General features: G+C 56.6%; 21 protein-coding genes and 4 pseudogenes. 4 read left to right on the top strand and 21 right to left on the bottom strand.

Going from position 1 to position 15582, the window contains the following annotated elements; genetic code table 11:
* Positions 1 to 2: 2 nt before the first annotated feature.
* From JCM10550_RS13710 to JCM10550_RS13660, 16 genes and pseudogenes are all read right to left on the bottom strand, one after another.
* A pseudogene (locus JCM10550_RS13710) lies at positions 3 to 1072 on the bottom strand (V-type ATP synthase subunit C).
* A gap of 20 nt (positions 1073 to 1092) precedes the next feature.
* Positions 1093 to 1671 (bottom strand): V-type ATP synthase subunit E family protein, encoded by a 579-nt coding sequence (locus tag JCM10550_RS13705; protein WP_062399940.1) that lies wholly within the window; start codon positions 1669 to 1671, stop codon positions 1093 to 1095.
* Between the two features lie 10 nt (positions 1672 to 1681).
* Positions 1682 to 1930, bottom strand: a complete 249-nt coding sequence (locus JCM10550_RS13700) for an ATPase (RefSeq protein ID WP_062399938.1) — start codon at positions 1928 to 1930, stop codon at positions 1682 to 1684.
* Positions 1931 to 1933: 3 nt separating this feature from the next.
* Positions 1934 to 3244 (bottom strand): V-type ATP synthase subunit I, encoded by a 1311-nt coding sequence (locus tag JCM10550_RS13695; protein ID WP_245619243.1) that lies wholly within the window; start codon positions 3242 to 3244, stop codon positions 1934 to 1936.
* A complete protein-coding gene (locus tag JCM10550_RS23470) occupies positions 3241 to 3912 on the bottom strand; it encodes a hypothetical protein (protein WP_245619241.1) in 672 nt (223 codons plus the stop codon). The genes JCM10550_RS13695 and JCM10550_RS23470 overlap by 4 nt, the downstream gene beginning before the upstream one ends.
* The gene (locus JCM10550_RS13690; RefSeq protein WP_062399936.1) at positions 3905 to 4228 is read right to left on the bottom strand and encodes a hypothetical protein; all 324 of its coding nucleotides are present in this window, start codon (positions 4226 to 4228) and stop codon (positions 3905 to 3907) included. The genes JCM10550_RS23470 and JCM10550_RS13690 overlap by 8 nt, the downstream gene beginning before the upstream one ends.
* Positions 4229 to 4500: 272 nt before the next feature.
* On the bottom strand, positions 4501 to 4896 hold the full coding sequence (locus JCM10550_RS13685) for a hypothetical protein (protein WP_062399934.1): 396 nt from the start codon (positions 4894 to 4896) through the stop codon (positions 4501 to 4503).
* Positions 4875 to 5027: a hypothetical protein gene (locus JCM10550_RS19130; RefSeq protein ID WP_157200295.1), complete on the bottom strand. Its 153-nt coding sequence runs from the start codon at positions 5025 to 5027 to the stop codon at positions 4875 to 4877. The genes JCM10550_RS13685 and JCM10550_RS19130 overlap by 22 nt, the downstream gene beginning before the upstream one ends.
* Positions 5024 to 5176: a hypothetical protein gene (locus JCM10550_RS19875; protein WP_172673920.1), complete on the bottom strand. Its 153-nt coding sequence runs from the start codon at positions 5174 to 5176 to the stop codon at positions 5024 to 5026. Before JCM10550_RS19875 ends, JCM10550_RS19130 begins: the two co-directional genes overlap by 4 nt.
* Before the next feature lie 178 nt (positions 5177 to 5354).
* Positions 5355 to 5570 carry a hypothetical protein gene (locus tag JCM10550_RS13680; protein WP_062399932.1) on the bottom strand — a complete coding sequence of 72 codons (216 nt, stop codon included), beginning with the start codon at positions 5568 to 5570 and terminating at the stop codon, positions 5355 to 5357.
* A gap of 1 nt (position 5571) precedes the next feature.
* Complete coding sequence (locus tag JCM10550_RS13675) at positions 5572 to 5847, bottom strand: hypothetical protein (RefSeq protein ID WP_062399930.1); 276 nt, start codon at positions 5845 to 5847, stop codon at positions 5572 to 5574.
* Between the two features lie 108 nt (positions 5848 to 5955).
* Positions 5956 to 7149, bottom strand: coding sequence for a type II secretion system F family protein (locus JCM10550_RS23465; protein WP_245619239.1), 1194 nt, complete (start codon positions 7147 to 7149; stop codon positions 5956 to 5958).
* Between the two features lie 132 nt (positions 7150 to 7281).
* On the bottom strand, positions 7282 to 7452 hold the full coding sequence (locus JCM10550_RS23460; RefSeq protein ID WP_245619237.1) for a hypothetical protein: 171 nt from the start codon (positions 7450 to 7452) through the stop codon (positions 7282 to 7284).
* Positions 7449 to 7817, bottom strand: a complete 369-nt coding sequence (locus JCM10550_RS23455) for a hypothetical protein (RefSeq protein WP_245619235.1) — start codon at positions 7815 to 7817, stop codon at positions 7449 to 7451. Before JCM10550_RS23455 ends, JCM10550_RS23460 begins: the two co-directional genes overlap by 4 nt.
* A pseudogene (locus tag JCM10550_RS13665) lies at positions 7814 to 9351 on the bottom strand (type II/IV secretion system ATPase subunit); the annotation flags it as partial. The pseudogene JCM10550_RS13665 and the gene JCM10550_RS23455, both read right to left, overlap by 4 nt.
* On the bottom strand, positions 9347 to 9619 hold the full coding sequence (locus JCM10550_RS13660) for a hypothetical protein (RefSeq protein ID WP_062399926.1): 273 nt from the start codon (positions 9617 to 9619) through the stop codon (positions 9347 to 9349). The gene JCM10550_RS13660 and the pseudogene JCM10550_RS13665, both read right to left, overlap by 5 nt.
* Positions 9620 to 9775: 156 nt before the next feature.
* Here JCM10550_RS13660 and JCM10550_RS23450 point away from each other — a divergent pair, with 156 nt between their 5' ends.
* From JCM10550_RS23450 to JCM10550_RS19125, 4 genes are all read left to right on the top strand, one after another.
* Positions 9776 to 10117, top strand: a complete 342-nt coding sequence (locus JCM10550_RS23450; RefSeq protein WP_245619233.1) for a hypothetical protein — start codon at positions 9776 to 9778, stop codon at positions 10115 to 10117.
* A gap of 106 nt (positions 10118 to 10223) precedes the next feature.
* Positions 10224 to 10613, top strand: a complete 390-nt coding sequence (locus tag JCM10550_RS23445; protein ID WP_245619256.1) for a hypothetical protein — start codon at positions 10224 to 10226, stop codon at positions 10611 to 10613.
* Positions 10614 to 10616: 3 nt separating this feature from the next.
* Positions 10617 to 11312, top strand: coding sequence for a KaiC domain-containing protein (locus JCM10550_RS13650; protein ID WP_083475531.1), 696 nt, complete (start codon positions 10617 to 10619; stop codon positions 11310 to 11312).
* A gap of 109 nt (positions 11313 to 11421) precedes the next feature.
* Entirely contained in the window at positions 11422 to 11652 is a 231-nt protein-coding gene (locus JCM10550_RS19125; protein ID WP_062399924.1) for a hypothetical protein, read from the top strand.
* Here JCM10550_RS19125 and JCM10550_RS23440 read toward each other — a convergent pair.
* From JCM10550_RS23440 to JCM10550_RS23435, 5 genes and pseudogenes are all read right to left on the bottom strand, one after another.
* A pseudogene (locus JCM10550_RS23440) lies at positions 11634 to 12304 on the bottom strand (metallopeptidase TldD-related protein). The gene JCM10550_RS19125 and the pseudogene JCM10550_RS23440 sit on opposite strands and share 19 nt — an antisense overlap.
* Complete coding sequence (locus JCM10550_RS13635; RefSeq protein ID WP_157200293.1) at positions 12304 to 12939, bottom strand: hypothetical protein; 636 nt, start codon at positions 12937 to 12939, stop codon at positions 12304 to 12306. Before JCM10550_RS13635 ends, JCM10550_RS23440 begins: the two are co-directional and overlap by 1 nt.
* Positions 12932 to 14289, bottom strand: a pseudogene (locus JCM10550_RS13630) (TldD/PmbA family protein). The gene JCM10550_RS13635 and the pseudogene JCM10550_RS13630 overlap by 8 nt, the downstream one beginning before the upstream one ends.
* Positions 14290 to 14369: 80 nt before the next feature.
* Positions 14370 to 14705: a PKD domain-containing protein gene (locus JCM10550_RS13625; protein WP_062399918.1), complete on the bottom strand. Its 336-nt coding sequence runs from the start codon at positions 14703 to 14705 to the stop codon at positions 14370 to 14372.
* Positions 14706 to 14906: 201 nt separating this feature from the next.
* A complete protein-coding gene (locus JCM10550_RS23435) occupies positions 14907 to 15203 on the bottom strand; it encodes a hypothetical protein (protein ID WP_062399916.1) in 297 nt (98 codons plus the stop codon).
* Positions 15204 to 15582: the final 379 nt, after the last annotated feature.

The raw sequence follows: 15582 nt of genomic DNA, 5'->3' as shown, positions 1-15582 counted from the left end.
TATCACACCACCAGAAATTCGGCGATCGTCTCTCCGGGAAGTCCGGACTCCTTACCACGGGCAATCGCCCGGAGGTTTGCCACCTCGTAGCGCTTGCGCTTCAGGTAGACAAGGGTCGGACAGATAGAGAACGGATATCTCTTCGAGATACGGTCCATCTGATCGAGCATCACCCGCGTGAGAGCATTCTCCATCTCATGCAGCGGCATGCTCTTGTCAGCCGCATCCATCAGCTCCCCCCCAATGGGGGGGCCTTCCGGATACCGCTTCTTGATCCCTTCAAGAATCTCCTCCATGCTCTCTGAAGAGGCCAGACGAACCAGTTCATCAACCGATAAACTGCCGCCTTCGACCATCAGCACACGCACATCTTCCCGGACATTGCCCTTATGGAGGCGAACGACCGTCTTGATGTTCAGGAGGTCTATCTCAAGCTTCAGGTAGTCGCGGAACGGTTTCCCGCCCTTCACTCCACTTGATGTCTGCTTGAGAATATAGCGATAAAACGCCTTGAAAAGTTCATTTTCAAGATCGCCGAATGCACCCTTCTCCATTGCAGCAGGGAACTCACGCTCGAGTACCGGGTAGAGGGACCATGAAGACAGGGCCTCTACGATACGCTCGGGTGAATCCTCCGCCAGGAGACGGTCGAGAACGACACGGTCAAGGCTGCCTGCCGGGATAAGGACCTCTTTTATTTTCCCCCCCGCACGGACCCCCCCTGGGTCTTGCCGCGGAGAATGGTGAGGACATTATAGATATCCCAGTGCTGCAGGTAGCTTGCCGTGAACTTCTTGATCAGACCGGGCATGATACCGAGGACATTCTGGAACTCCTTTGCAAGGTTCCAGGAAAGAGCGACCTCAACAAGGTCAAGACCGGAGAACGATGAGGCAAGCTCATCAATCTCCGCCTTATACTCCATCTCCTCAATAGCACGGGTGATCTCGGGCAGGCTCATATTGAGCATCCGCATATATTCGTCGTGACCGATCAGCTTTGCCTTCCGGACACGCATACGGGTGCTCGAATAGATGTAGGGAGCAGGGCCAGTTGTGCTAACTGAACTCATGTATATATCCCCCCCCATACCTACCGAAACAGGATATCTGATGCATCCTTTAATCCGGACTCCCATACTTCGGAGATGAAGGTGGAGTAACTGCAGTCAAGCTGCAGCGCTCCGTCCGCACTCTCCGCGATGATACCGCCGGATATGTCTTTTGTTCCTGCCAGTGAGAACCCGGACAGGGTCTTCAGGCTCGATAGCGCGTCCTCAACCGCATGAACGTCACGTTCATTGCAGTAGAAGACTCCTTCGCCAAGCTCTTTTGCCGCGGACTTGCAGAGTTCGCGGACGGCCTTTCGGTGGAATTCCTCCGGCAGCGCCGCAATATCTGCGACGACCCGGGCGTAGACCTCATCGAGGACGTCCTTCTGGGCATTGAGCGTCTCACGCTTCACGGACAGATTGGCGGCGGCAACCTCCTGGGCCATGATATAGCCCTTCTGGCGATTAACCTCCTCTTCCACTGCCGTCTTGATCGCGATGACCTGCTCCTGTGCCTCTGCAAGGATTACGCTGACTTCCGCCTTGGCTTCGCTCTTGATCGCCTCGGACTCCCTGATGCCCTTGTCCCGGATTTCACCGACTACAGCATCCAATGCCATTCGTCAGTCCTCAGAATAAGAGCAGGAGTGCGATAACAAGACCAAAGATAACGACTGTCTCCGGAATAACCGTAAAGAGCAATGCGAGACCGAACATCTCTTTGTTCTCTGCGGTTGCACCAACTGCTGCGCCACCAATACCGAGCTGTGCGAGACCGGTACCCATACCGGCAAGGCCTACTGCGAGACCTGCACCAATTGCCTTAAATCCAACTGCCGATGCCTGTGCGACTTCAATGGTCATAGTTTCAACTGCCATATTTTAATCCTCCGTAAATTTGCGTAATTTTCCAAATGGGTTGTATTTTTTGCCTCCACCAGTGTAGAACTTGGTGAAGAATTCGACGTAGTGTAAACGAATTGAGTGTAAACCGCCGCCCATAATACCCAGTGCGGTATTGAGGACGTGGCCGATCAAAAAGATCACAATTCCGACTAAGATGATAACAATTCCGAAAATGCTCAGACTTGCGAGCTGTGGCTCAATGATCAGTTCGATTGCGATGTAGTTTGTGACCATTGCAATCGCAACGGATGACAGACCCACTGCGGCAAGACGTGTGTAGGACAGCACGTGACTGATAACGGTCGGAAGTTCCATGAGTTCAAGCACGGAATCCTGCCCGATTCCGACAACACCCACCAGAAGAAGAACAGCGCCTGCTATTCCAAATCCATTGATACCTGCAAAGACTGCAGGGTATCCGGCGAGCACCGGCATCAGCGGCATCTCGAAGAGAGACCACAGCATCAGAAGTATACCCCACATCACAAGAATCCAGCCGAGCTGGCCGAAGATAACTTTGCTCCGGTGTTTGCCCGGCTTCATCATCTTTGATGCGTTGTACATATGAAGCATTCTGCCGAGTGTGATGTGAAGAATACCGATCCAGGCGGTAAGAACGAGCATCAGCACTGCATCGGGCCCATGGCCGCTTGCATGGCTGCCGATATTCAAGTGACGATTAATTCCAATCGGGTCCCACGGAAGGGCAAACCCAAGGAACTCACTGTATATCAGACCAAAGATAATACTCGAAATACTTGCGTTTCTGAACACATCGAGAAGTTTTTGTCCTGCATCGTCCTTCAGGAATTTCCTGAGATAGTATCCGAGTGCGAGGAGAATAATACCGTATCCGACATCACCAAGGATGAAACCGAAGAATATCGGGAAGACGATAGAAACGAAAATGGTCGGATCAAATTCACCATACTGCGGACGGGAATAGATGTCCATCAGCATCTCGGTCGGCTTCGAGAAATCTGGGTTGTGGTACTCGACCGGAACAGCTTCTTCAACGGGGTCGAACTCGGCCTCGGAGATGAAGATTTTACCGTCGGTTGCCGACTGCAGATCTGACGTGAGTGCCGCTACCGTATCGGCAGGAACCCAGCCTTCTGCTACAAACGTCTCTTCTGTGGTGGCGAACCGAAGCGGTGCTTCCGCACGCTCCACTTCTGCCGTGAGAAGTTCATCGCATGCCACCAGAAACGTTGCGTTTTTCTCTTTCTGGGCAATAATTCGCCCGGAAACCGCCTCGAGGTCCCCCCTCCAGACGGGTAATCTCATGAGTATACCATACCGTCCGTTCCCCCTGCAGTGCCATCCTCGTCCGGAATCGGAACGGGCTGGAACCCTGCATCGAAGAGTTCCTTCTCGGTCTCTTCAGCGTTTTCACGGAGGACAACGGCAATCAGAAGATTGCTCTTATCAAATGCGGTGATGAACGTCTCATTCGGAACGCTGAGACTGACATGTGCAGGAACAAGCCCTGCAAAGACTGCAAAATTCTCAAATCCCTTCAGGTCGGCAAGGTTTGCCGGAAATACGGTAAAGGGTTTCAGTTCTGCAATCCGTGTCTCGTAATCACGAATGGTGCTCTCAAGCGAGATTCTCTCCTCGGAGAATGCGGCTGCTTCCTCTTCAATGGTCGACAGCTCGCGCTCGATACGCTGCCGGACCTCGGATGTCAGCACCTTCTGTTCGCCTGCATCCATGTCCTTGGAAGAGACACCATAGGTGTTCTCAATCGACCGGATACGAACGAGCTCGGATGATGATTCACTCGCTCCAGACAGAGGCATGCCAATCTTACATCCCTCCAGTCCCTGTGCATTCGATTCCACAAAATCTTCGATATGGAAGACGTTGTGGCGGTACAACTCACGTACTACGGCCTCAAGCTGGTCTTTCGACGCTGCAATAAGCAGCTTGCTCATCCTTTGCGCTTCAAACATTGAGCTTCACCTTGAAATGGTTCACGAGCTGGTCAACCGCTTCTTCAAGGTTCTTTTTCGAATCTGCCCGCACCGCTGCTGCCTGTTTTTCACCATCTGCGATGATAACAGCACTCTTTTTCACAGCCCCGGCGTGCGCGTCAGAAATCCGCTTGGCTTTGTACTCTTCAGCACCTTCAGTCTCTTTCGCAATCAGATTTTCGGCTTCCGTGCGCGCATCAGCCAACATTTTGGCTTTCTGCTCACGCGCAGCCTGAATCAAGGATCTGCTTTCTTCTTCTGTCTTTTTGATGCTTTGTAAGACCTCGGTCTTCATCCATCCCTCCTCTCACGGCAATACATTAACTCATGAAAAGGAAATGTATTAATGGTTGTTATTTTCGGCTCAGAACAGGGCCGTATGCCTCTTATCAGAGAATCAGTCGGATGGTATCTGTCTGTTTTAAAAAAGCGGGATTTTAGAAAATCTTCAGACCAATGTCCGGGACATACCGGAAGGGAGACCCGTCCCGGTCTGGTAGATTCGGGTTGGCATACCGACCCCCCACCCCCCGTCCGTCACTTCTGTTGTCTAAACGAACAGGTCAGTCATCTGCCGGGAGAGAAGAGATACTCGTCCATGGATGCAGACCCCGTCGGCAGAGGTCCCAACGGAAATACCCAAAGCGTCATCGTCTCCGGGTCAAACCCGGAGAGGGAGACAGATTCCCCCTCCGCCGCCATCTCCAGACGGGAGAGTTCCCCGGACGAACAGATCACATCCTGATCGGGGGGGTGCGTGCCCCGCACGATATCCGTCCGCGGCATGATACGGGGGGGGCGACCGAGAGCACCATCCGCAGACGCGATGTGCCCGGATGCCCTTCGGCAGCACCACCAGCGGCTGACGGTAGCTGCGCACCAGTTCACAGAGCAGCCGTGCCTGTTCGGGGTCTCCCCCCCCTCCGGTGCCGAGACGACGATCAGGTCTCCCCCCCGGTGCACCCCCCCTGAAAGACCTCGGCATCCGACGTCTCGATGGGCAGGGCGAAGGTCTCCTTTGACCGGGCGACCAGAAAAAAAGAGGTATCTCCCCCCCGGATGAGCAGGTAGCCGGAGGAGAGCGGGACCTTCATACCTCGGTCACATTCTCGGACTGACAGGACGGACAGACCGGGTGGCGGCCGACCGCCTCAAACACCGTCCCGCAGTCATTACAGCGATATTTTTTTCCTTTGAGTCCCTCGTCGAGTTCGACGTCAATGGGACCACCTGTTGAACACATCTGGTATCACCAGATGATCTTACGGCATCAGCGAATATAAGCCTGATCACCCCCCCCTTCGTTTCCCCCCGCGTTCAGGAAAGGATCATCACCGGATCGGTCTTGGAAGGGACCACCCCCCCGGCAAACCGCCAGGTGCTTCCATCCGCCAGAATTACGGAGAGCACATATTCACTTTTCACCGGGATCTCCTCTCCTGCCGGGAGAGAGACTTCGATGGTGAACCGTTCGTTGTCCTCCAGAAGCAGATCTCCCCCCCCGCAGGCACCTGGCGGATGATGCCCCCCCAGCTGCCGGCCGCAGGCGACGCCGCCACCAGCGGGTCGGCGGCGGGAATGGCAAGAATTTTGTCCGGCACCGCCACGGTCACCTGCACCGCAGAGAAATCAACCATATCACTGCCCGCCGGGATGACAAAGGTCACCCGTAAGGCACCCAGACTCTCCCCCGCGTTCCACGCCGTGAATGCTGCCCAGCGTTACGACCGTCGTCCCCCCCACCTGGCCGACCCCTTCATAAGCCACCGAACGGGTCTTCTCCGCCGAGAAATATCCCATATGCAGCAGAACCCCCCCTGCAAGCACCGATGCCGTCACAATGGCGGTAATCAGTATGATCGCCGCCTCAATTCCCATCATACCGTCTTCATCCGTCCGTGTCAGCCGTTTCATCGTCCCGCCTTTAGAATGCCAAGTTGAATATAATAAGTGAGATGACAAGCATTATCACGGTATGCTTCACTCCCGCCGGTATCGAGCCCTCGCCCATCTGACCTGCGATCAGACCGGAGAAGATGGCATTGATGATACAGGCATGAAAGAGCAGACGGGATATGATCGCGAGCGTGCCCGCCTCGGTGATCGCCAGCATCGAGGAGGGGGGGATATTCTCCATACCCCCCGCCGGCCCCCGATATCCCGCAGGGTGGAAAGGAAATTCCAGTCTAACACGATCACCACAAAGACAAAGACGGCAAAGGCGAGGTAGATGACGATGATGTAGATGATCATGTCAGCGAGACGTTCGCGTTTCAGGGTCTCGGACATCCTCGCATCGTTTGCGGAAATCGAAAGGATCTCGGCGATATCCCCGGTCATCTCACTCGCCTTGGTGATCAGCGTCACGTTCCGGGCGATGGCCGCCGTCTGCACCCGGTGTTCAAACCGGATGAGGGCATCCGTAAAGAGACCGCCCCAGTCCAGATCCCGTTTGATCCGGTGAATCTCATAGGAGATGAGGCCCAGATTGGTCTTCTCAAGGACCGCGATCGCCCGTGCCGGGGTCAGCCCGACCCGGTTGATGCCGGAGAGACGGGAAAGGAATTCCGGGATGCTCTCTTCAATACCACGAACCTTCCGTCTCCAGAGTTCAAAGAGCAGCGCATAGGGCACCAGCACGATCAGGAGGGCGATGATCAGGTGATCGTCGACCACATTCAGGTAGAGCTCAAAGTCCCGATACTGCGGCACCATCAGGTAGATGGAGGCGAGATAGCAGAGCATCAAAGGAACGCTGACATAAAACGTCCGCCTCACATCGGTCATAAACCAGGCGAAAGGGTGGCGGACGAATTCCCGGACATGCTTCCACTGGTCTTTGCGGCGGAGATGGGACAAGTGCATTTTATCGCTCTCCTGTACTACTACCCGCACATCCCGGTACTCGTGCAGCACCACCTGCCGGGTCGTCCGCCGCACATTATCGGTTTGCAGGGAGATCAGGTCCACAAAGATGATGAAGATCAGGGAACCGATGGGAATCAGCCCATAGATAATGGCACTCAGCTGGACCGTGGAGGTCTGCCCCCCCATCAGACCCAGCACCACCATGATAATGATCAAAAAGAGTGGACCTGCCACAAAGAGGGTCACATAGGACTCCGCCACCAGCTGGAGGGTGGACAGAAACTGTTTCTGCTCGAACTGGGCGTCGTCCTGATAGACCCGCACCCGCGAACCGAGGAAGTTCGCCACATTTCCCCCCGGACTCGATGATCGAGACAAAGTCCTCGAGAAAGTCCTTGAGTTTCTCGGACGGGGGGGTCGAAAGGGAGAGGTTGCGTATCGCGCTGACCACATCCATGCCGAAGTACTCGGTGTCCCGCATCACCTGCCGACACTCATAGGCCACCTCCCGTAGATGTCGGCGTTCTCAGAGAGGGATTTGAATATCGGGAGGATTTCCGCCCCCCCGGCCCCCCGGCGCATCGCATACATATAGCTGACCGCATTGTGGAGTGTCAGGTTAATCCGGACCGAGCGGTTGTTCTTCATCATCCCGGATAGCGGAGCAGCAGCTGATATATCAGAAGGGCGGCAGTGACAGAGAAGATCAGGGCAACAAGGCTGCGCTGCAGGATCTCCGGCAGAGGGGGGGGCTGACTGATCGTGACCGCAGGAATTGTGGTGCCAAAGATATTGAAGAGGCTGGTATGCATCTCGGGGGGGAAGAAGAGCATCATCGCGATCAGGTAGCCGATGATGCCGAGGACCGCCCCGAAGGAAAGGGAAATCAACACACAGTAGGTGAGATACTGCTCAATCGTCAGCCCGGCCCGTGCGGAGAAGAGGTCCAGACGCACCGCCCGGTACTTCTCCGGATGCCGCCGGATTGCCCAGTGTGCATACCAGTCTATGATCATATCATTGCCTGTTTCAGATCGTCAATCGAGGCCATCACGGAGTCCGCATCAATCCCATAGGCCATGAGAATGCGTGATACCTCAATATAGTCGATAATATTCTGGTCCTTCATCGCATTCAGCACCGCCACACGCCGGCCCACCTCACGGGTGAGGGCGTCATACGTCCAGCCCCCCCGCTGCTCCATGATGGCCGCATAGACGAGCGACCGCCCGCTGTAGCTGAACTGATCCGCCACCGGTCATAGGAAAAGACCGTGTTCACCCGGAGGTTGCCCGTGCCGGGATCAATACCCGCGATTTCCACGATCTCGGTTGACCGGCGGACCCGTTCCCGCCCGATGTAGGTGAGCGCCTGAATGCTCACGATGTCCAGCGCCTGCACCATATTCCGGGGGGGCACATTGAGCGGCTGGTTTTCCAGCCGGTGGATGGCGGAGTCCACATCATTCGCGTGCATCGTTGAGAAGGTGGTATGCCCTGTGTTCATCGCCTGGAACAGGGTCTGCGCCTCACTGCCACGCACCTCGCCCACGATGATATACTCCGGCCGCTGGCGCATCGCCGCCTTCAGCAGGTCGAACATATCAATTTTGGACGCGGAGGTATCGGTAATCGCATCGCGGGTGACCGATGCGATCCAGTTGTCGTGAAAGAGGGTTATCTCACGGGTATCCTCGATGGAGACCACCTTGGAGAGGGTGGGAAGAAAGAGAGAGACGGCATTCAGGGATGAGGTCTTCCCGGACGCGGTCCCGCCCACAAAGAGCAGATTCTTGTTATTCTCGATACCCAGCCAGAAGTAGGCGAGCGCTTCTGCCGAGAAGGTACCCCGCATTATCAGTTCAACCGGCGAGAAGGGTTCATGACGGAATTTGCGTATGGTAAACGAGGTGCCCCGCGTCGTCACCTCACTGCCATAGGTGAGCTGCAGGCGTGACCCGTCCGGCAGAGTGGCGTCGAGCACCGGGTTTGATATGGAGACGTGCTTCCCCGACCGCTGAGAGAGACGGATGGCAAGCGAGTTCAGGGATGCCTCGTCAAACCGGACATTGGTCTGCACATTCCGGTAGATACGGTGGTAGAGAAAGACCGGTACCCCCCCGATGCCGTCACAGGAAATGTCCTCCAGTTTCGCGTCCTTCATCAGCGGGTCAAGACGGGCCCAGCCGAGGAAGTTGCGGTCGATGTAGTACATGACCCGGTAATAGGACAACGGGGGGGTGAGGGTGATGCCGTAGTCGTCCAACAGACCGATGCTCTTGGAACGGAGCACCGCATCATGGTTCTGCCGCACCTCGTCATCGGTGAGAATGAGCACATCACGCAGGTCGGCGTGCAGGCGTTCGACAATTTCATACTCAAATTCACTCAGCTCGGGTTCATTGAGATGATATTCATACTGCCGGGTCACCCCCCCGTTCTCGACGATCATCACCTCGGAACAGCCGGGCACGATCCAGTAGCGCTCCACCAGAGTGTAACCTTCCGGGACCAGCGCATCCACAAGCGGCCCGTGGGTCTCGGGATCATAGGGGGGGGAGCCGTCTTCTCACCCGGTGCAGCAGACCCGCCAGAAGCCCGATCCACTTCTTTTTTTGTTTCGGGTCGGTGATCACATCAGCGGATGCTGCCGCACCCCCTGCCGTGGCGGGTCTCCCTGCTGTCTCCGGCAGGTCCCGGACATCAGGAATATCCACACTCTCCGGGGGACGGAATTCGAGGGATGCATCCGATGCCGATGTCACCGGTGTTGTCGTCCCTTCCACAGCCTCTGCCGGTATCCTGCCCTCTTCAGCCATATTATATCCTCCCTATTTCTCCGCTACAATCACGGCAAAAACCAAAACAGGTCTTCTTATCAAAACAATAGATCCCCCCCTGTGCTATAAAAATGTCCCAAAGGGAACATCACAGAACAAGATTAATGAATCTGTAAAGAAAGAAAGAGCAGTAGTATGCAGGATTCTCGAATGAAGCACATGCCAACAGAGATTCCTTCCTTCGACCCGGTCCTCAGCGGAGGAGTTCCTCTCGGGTCACTGATCCTTCTTCCCGGCGAGCCGGGCGGTGGAAATATGGAGTTTGTGTATAGCTCGGTCCTTCATCACGCCCAAAGAAAGAAAAACGGACAACAGGACAATCAGGACCGGATTCGCCACCCGGAGGAGATCGTCTACATCACCTTCACCAAACTTGCGTCTGCGATTCGCCGTGAAATTGAACTCTCCTTCCGGGCGGATGATGAGTCTTTGACGGGGGGCCGTACGCTTCATCGATCTTTCCAAGATCTACTTTGACGCCTCGGTCGTCCCAAGGGAATGGTACAGCAAGACTGATATCGTAGAGACCCTCCGGAGCAGGCACCGGGAACCGGAGAGCCTGCTCGCGGAACTCACCAATCAGCTGGGAACGATTACCGAAGGCAGTCTGATCGTCCTTGATTCCCTCACCGAAATCGCCACACAGGCGACCACCGAGAATGAATGGCACCAGTTCATCAGTTTTCTGCGGGGGCTGCAACGGGTCTCAAAGCACTGGAATACGACCTATTATCTGCTCATATCGAATTCCATCCTGGAACCACGGAGAATGGCAGAGATCAAGGACTGCTGTGACGCGGTGATCAACTTTGAATGGGAGGAGACCGGCGGCAGACGGCGGCAGCGGGTGATGTTCATCGAGAAGTTCCGCATCGTTATGCCTTCTCTTGAGGAGCATGACTTCGTAAAGTTTGCCGTCAGAATTACCGCCGACGGCGGGTTTGAAGTAAGCAATATCAGGATGGTGATATAGAACATGGAACGCATACCGTTTGGTATCAAAGGTCTGGACGAGATGTTCGGCGGAGGGCTTGTCCGCAAGAGCATCTGCTCTTTAATCGGCACATACGGCACCGGCAAGACGACCTTTGCCCTTCAGTTCATCTACGAAGGGCTGCGTCAGGGTGAGAAGGTGATATATTTCAGTCTGGAGGAGCGGGAGGACCGTATCTATGACATCATGGCTGACCGGCGGTTCAGGGTTGACAAGTACCGGGATGAATCGCTCTTTGTGATAAAACTCGATCCCACCGACTTTAATCTCTCCATCAACTCCATCAAAAAGGACTTGCCGGAGCTGATCACCACCATCGGTGCCACCCGAGTGGTCATCGACCCCCCCATATCGCTCTTTGAAGGTCTCTACGACGACCCGTCCGAGCGGCGCCGGGAGATGTTTTATTTTATCGAACTCCTCCGTGACCTGAATGCGAACTTCCTTTTGACCAGCGAGACCAGCACCACGGACTCGTACGCGAGCAAATACGGGCTGATCGAATACCTCTCGGACACTGTGGTCGTTCTCCGCTACATCCGGCCGGAGGACTTCACCGAAGTGCATATGTCCATCGAGGTGGTCAAGATGCGACGGAGCAATCACTCCCGCGAAATAAAACCCTACGAGATTCTTCAGGACCGGGTGAACGTCTACAACGAAGCGAGCGTATTCTGACACCCGTTCTCTTTTTTAAAAAATACGGGGGGGGCATGCCCCCCCTCGGTTCAGATATTATACGTTTATTCCCAGTGCATTGAGCAACAGCAGGATGACAAATCCCGGAATGCCGCCGAGTGCACAGATGAGGATGGATGCAAGGGAGACGGGGGATGTCCCCCCCCATCCCCCCCATGATATTAAAGAACTTGAAGGCCAGCAAAAGGATGATACCCACCACGGAGTTGATGATCAGTTTGCCGACATTCTTGAGGAAGTACCAGAGGGCCACTGCGATCGCAACGGCGATACCCAGTGTGAGTATGGTTTCAATCATTCCTATTTACCAATGATATGAAGGCTCTTGAACCTTACTTCGGGCAGGGTCATCCTGCCGATCTCCCGCTGTTCTTCACCGGCACCGGCGATATCCGCGAGCATCGCAAAGAGGTTGCCGGAGAGCATGCCGGAGCGGATGGGTGCGCCGTACTCGCCATCCTCCACCCAGGCGGCGTTGGAGAGTTCAACCGAAAAGTCACCGGTGATGGTATTGGCGGTATGGGCGCCAATCAGGCCATGGGCGAGCACCGCCTTCTCTTCGCGGACCGCCTCGCGGCGGGCGTCGAGTTTCAGGCAGTGCACGCCGATCACGGGAGCACCACCGGCGCCGCCGCGTACCGCACTGCCGGTTGAGGTCTCCCCGTAGCGGTATGCGGTACGCAGGTCGTAGGCAAAGGACTGCACCGTGCCTTCCCCGATGTAGTCGAGCCTGCGGGTGGCCACGCCGTCGGCGTCCCAGCGGGTTGCCTGGTGCCCACGTAGGGATCGTCGTAGACGACAAGGGAGGGATCCATGCAGGCGACACCCTTTTTGTCGGCTAAAAATGACCGCCCGGCATGGACCGTCCGGCCCGAGAGAGCGGGCAGAAGGATGCCGCCAATAAGCGATGACAGCGCCGTCGGGGGGGTGAGGACAACATCCGCGGTACAGGAGTCGATGTCCCCCGGCATCAGCAGTAGTCCGCCTGGAAAACCGCCTCTTCTGCCACCCGTTGGGTGTCGATATCCCGGAGGTGGCTGACATGGTCAAACTCATAGCCGGTCGAGGTTCCGTTAATGACCTCAAGCGAGGCGGAGGCCGACGTGCTCTCACGAGTGTAGAAGACCCCGTTTGTGTTTGCGATCAGGGAAGATCCCCTGCCAAGGGAGACACCGCCACCGGCAATATCCGCCGTGCCGCACTCTGCAGCCGTGCACAGGGAGGTGATCAGACCGGTTGCCGTTTCGGCGTCTACTGTGAGGGACGGGTCATACACGTCGATCTCACGGGAGAATTCCACCGGTTCCGGCAGACCTTCCCATGGCTGTGGGTCGGCGATACGTCCGGAGGCGAGAGCTGCCGCAAGACAGTCCTCCCAGCGGGCGGGGGTTGTTGTCATCGAGGCGCCGATACGCCCGTCGGTGATGGTGCGGATGGCCAGTGCCCAGCCGACCGCCTTCTCCGCTTCTCCCACCTGACTGCGACGCAGTTCAAGGGAGACGGAATCCGAGACCCCCCCGATATAGACCTCGGCTTCGTCTGCCTCATGTCCGGCCTTTGCAAGGATGGTCTCCACGAGATCCGTGTAGTCGGCTGCATTATGCATGGCGACCACCTACCACCGCGTTTCGTAAGAGAATATGCGGCGCCCCGTCGGTGACGGGCACACTCTGCCCGCCTTTGCCACAGTATCCCGGTGTCATCTTCCGGTCGGTTCCGCAGAGGGTGATGTTGTGCATCGTCGAGAGAATATCTCCCGACAGGGATACATCCCGCACCATGCCCTGCTGTTCGCCGTCTTCGATCAGATAGCCATATTCGGCGTTGAACTGGAAGACTCCCCCCCGGCCCGGATCCACCTGACCGCCGCGGGAACCTTTCAAAAGAATGCCGTTCTTACAGCCTTCCAGGAGTTCGTCCATCGTGGCATCCCCCCCGTTCTCAATAAAGGTGTTTGACATCCGGACGATGGGTGAAGCACCTCCCTCGGCACGGGCATGCCCGGCCTCACCGTTACCGACGGCGGCAAGGGTCTCCCGGCTGTGCAGGAAGTTTTTCAGCACGCCGTTTTGGATGATCTCGGTTCGCTTCACGGCACTGCCCTCGGCATCCACCGGCATAAACCCGAACTCCGGTAGGTGGGGGTCATCGATGACGCTCACCACGGTGTTGGCAATTTCTTTGCCGATCATATCCTTGATCACCGAGACCCCCCCTTCCTTGACAAGATCCCCCCCTCGCTGGCATGCCCGATGGCCTCATGGGCAAAGACTCCGGCAAGTTCCTGGTCAAGGATGGCATGCATCGTGCCACCCCCCCGTGCGGGTGCCGCGTCCAGGAGCAGCAGGGCACGTTCGGCTGCTTCCCGGCCTTTCTCCTCTTTGTGGCGCAGGTTCAGGCCGGTGATCGCATGTTCGCTCTCCCGTGCCTGCTGCATCTCGCCGTTTTTGCCCGCGACCGCAAGAATGGAGTAGCCCGACCGGAGCGATTCGTATTGATATTCGTTGCTGGAGGAGTCCATGAACCGCACCGTCCCCCCCTCGGACTCGATATAGCGGGCACGGGTATTGACGATACCCGAAAGGCGGGCGGCGGACTCTATCGCGGCCAGAAGTTCGGTTTTCTCTTCAAGGGATATATCACGCGGGTCCTCTTTTATGGCGGGAACCGGCAGGATGCCGGTCTTCACATCGGCGAGTTCGACCCGTTCTCCGGTGGCACGCGAGAGGGCGAGGGCATCCGCCACCGCCTGCTTAAGACCGCTCTCCCCCCCGGCATCCGAGAAGTTGTCGATCGCGACCATGCCCCCCCAGCCGGTGGCACCGAGGGCACGGACAAACGCCGTATCGCCAAACGACTGCCCGGCCGCCTCAATGGTCCCGTTTTCGATATCTATATGGGTGGATGTCCCGACCAGATGGCGGACATCGTAATATCGTGGTTCTTCTGTTGCCATGCGTTAAAACCTGCTGGAGCATGTATCTCCTGTATTTAAAAAAAGATATGGGAAACGATTCGGGAAAAAAGAGGAGTAAATTATTGTCTCCGCCGTGCCAGCAGGACAACACCCGCAAACCCGACAATGAGCAGGGAAGGAACGGCTATCGGGAACTCCGGGACTGCCGGGGTTTCGGTGGGTTCGGGTGTCTGCGTGGCAGTTGGTTCCGGTGTCGGAACCTCTGTTACCGAAATCATGGCGCTCCTCGTTGCCGAGCCGCCGCCATCATCGGTGACGGTGAGGGTTACCTGACATCTGCCGGGTGTTGTGTAGACATGACACCCGGAGACTGTCCGGTTTTGTTCATCAATGGTGCAGCCCGCATCGTCTCTGGTCAGATTTCCCCCGTCCAGTGTGGCGGTATGTGTATCCATGCCGGGATCAAAGAAGTGGCCCGTGCCTCAACGCTTGTACCGACAGATACTGTCTCTGGCACGGTAAACGAATCAATAGTGAGTGCAACATTTGCAACCGTTACGGATGCGGGTGGAACTGCTTTTATCGCCAGACTGTGCCAACAACCTGTGGAAACCTGCGTATAATTGCTCCCGGTGGGGGCGGTGCACTGTCCCTCATCATTCCATCCCCCCCATCCCACAATGCTGCCATCGTCCCGGAGCCAGATTGTGGCAACCCCCTGCGGAAACCTGGGTATAATTACTACCGGGGGAGAGCGGTGGCCCGCCCAGAATCATCAGAACCCCCCCATGCCACCATCGTGCCATCTTCACGGAGGGCCAGGCTGTGGCCACCCCCCCTGCGGAAACCTGCGTATAATTACTGCCGGGGGGGGCGGTGGCCTGCCCCCCCTTATTATTCCACCCCCCCCATCCCACAATGCTGCTGTCTTCCCGGAGGCCAGACTGTGCCAACCCCCCCTGCGGAGACCTGTGTATAATTGCTGCCGGGAGGGAACGGTGGCCACTCCAAAATCATTCCGTCCCCCATCCCACTATCGTGCCATCTTCTCGGAGGGCCAGACTGTGCCCACCTCCCTGCGGAGACCTGCGTATAATTGCTGCCGGGAGGGGGCGGTGGCCTGTCCGTAATCATTCTGTCCCCCCCATGCTACAATGGTGCCGTCATCTCGGAGGGCCAGACTGTGCAAACCCCCCCTGCAGAGACCTGGGTATAATTGCTGCCAGGGGGAGCAGTGGCCTGTCCATCATCATTGTCACCCCCCAAGCCACTATCGTGCCATCCTCCCTGAGTGCCAGGCTGTGCCAACCCCCCCCTGCGGAAACCTGGGAT

Origin of the sequence: Methanogenium cariaci JCM 10550 (genome assembly GCF_001315945.1) — an archaeon.
In the GTDB taxonomy this organism is placed as follows: domain Archaea; phylum Halobacteriota; class Methanomicrobia; order Methanomicrobiales; family Methanomicrobiaceae; genus Methanogenium; species Methanogenium cariaci.
Note: the sequence above shows the minus strand (reverse complement) of the source record. Positions and strands in the feature narration are given on the sequence as shown.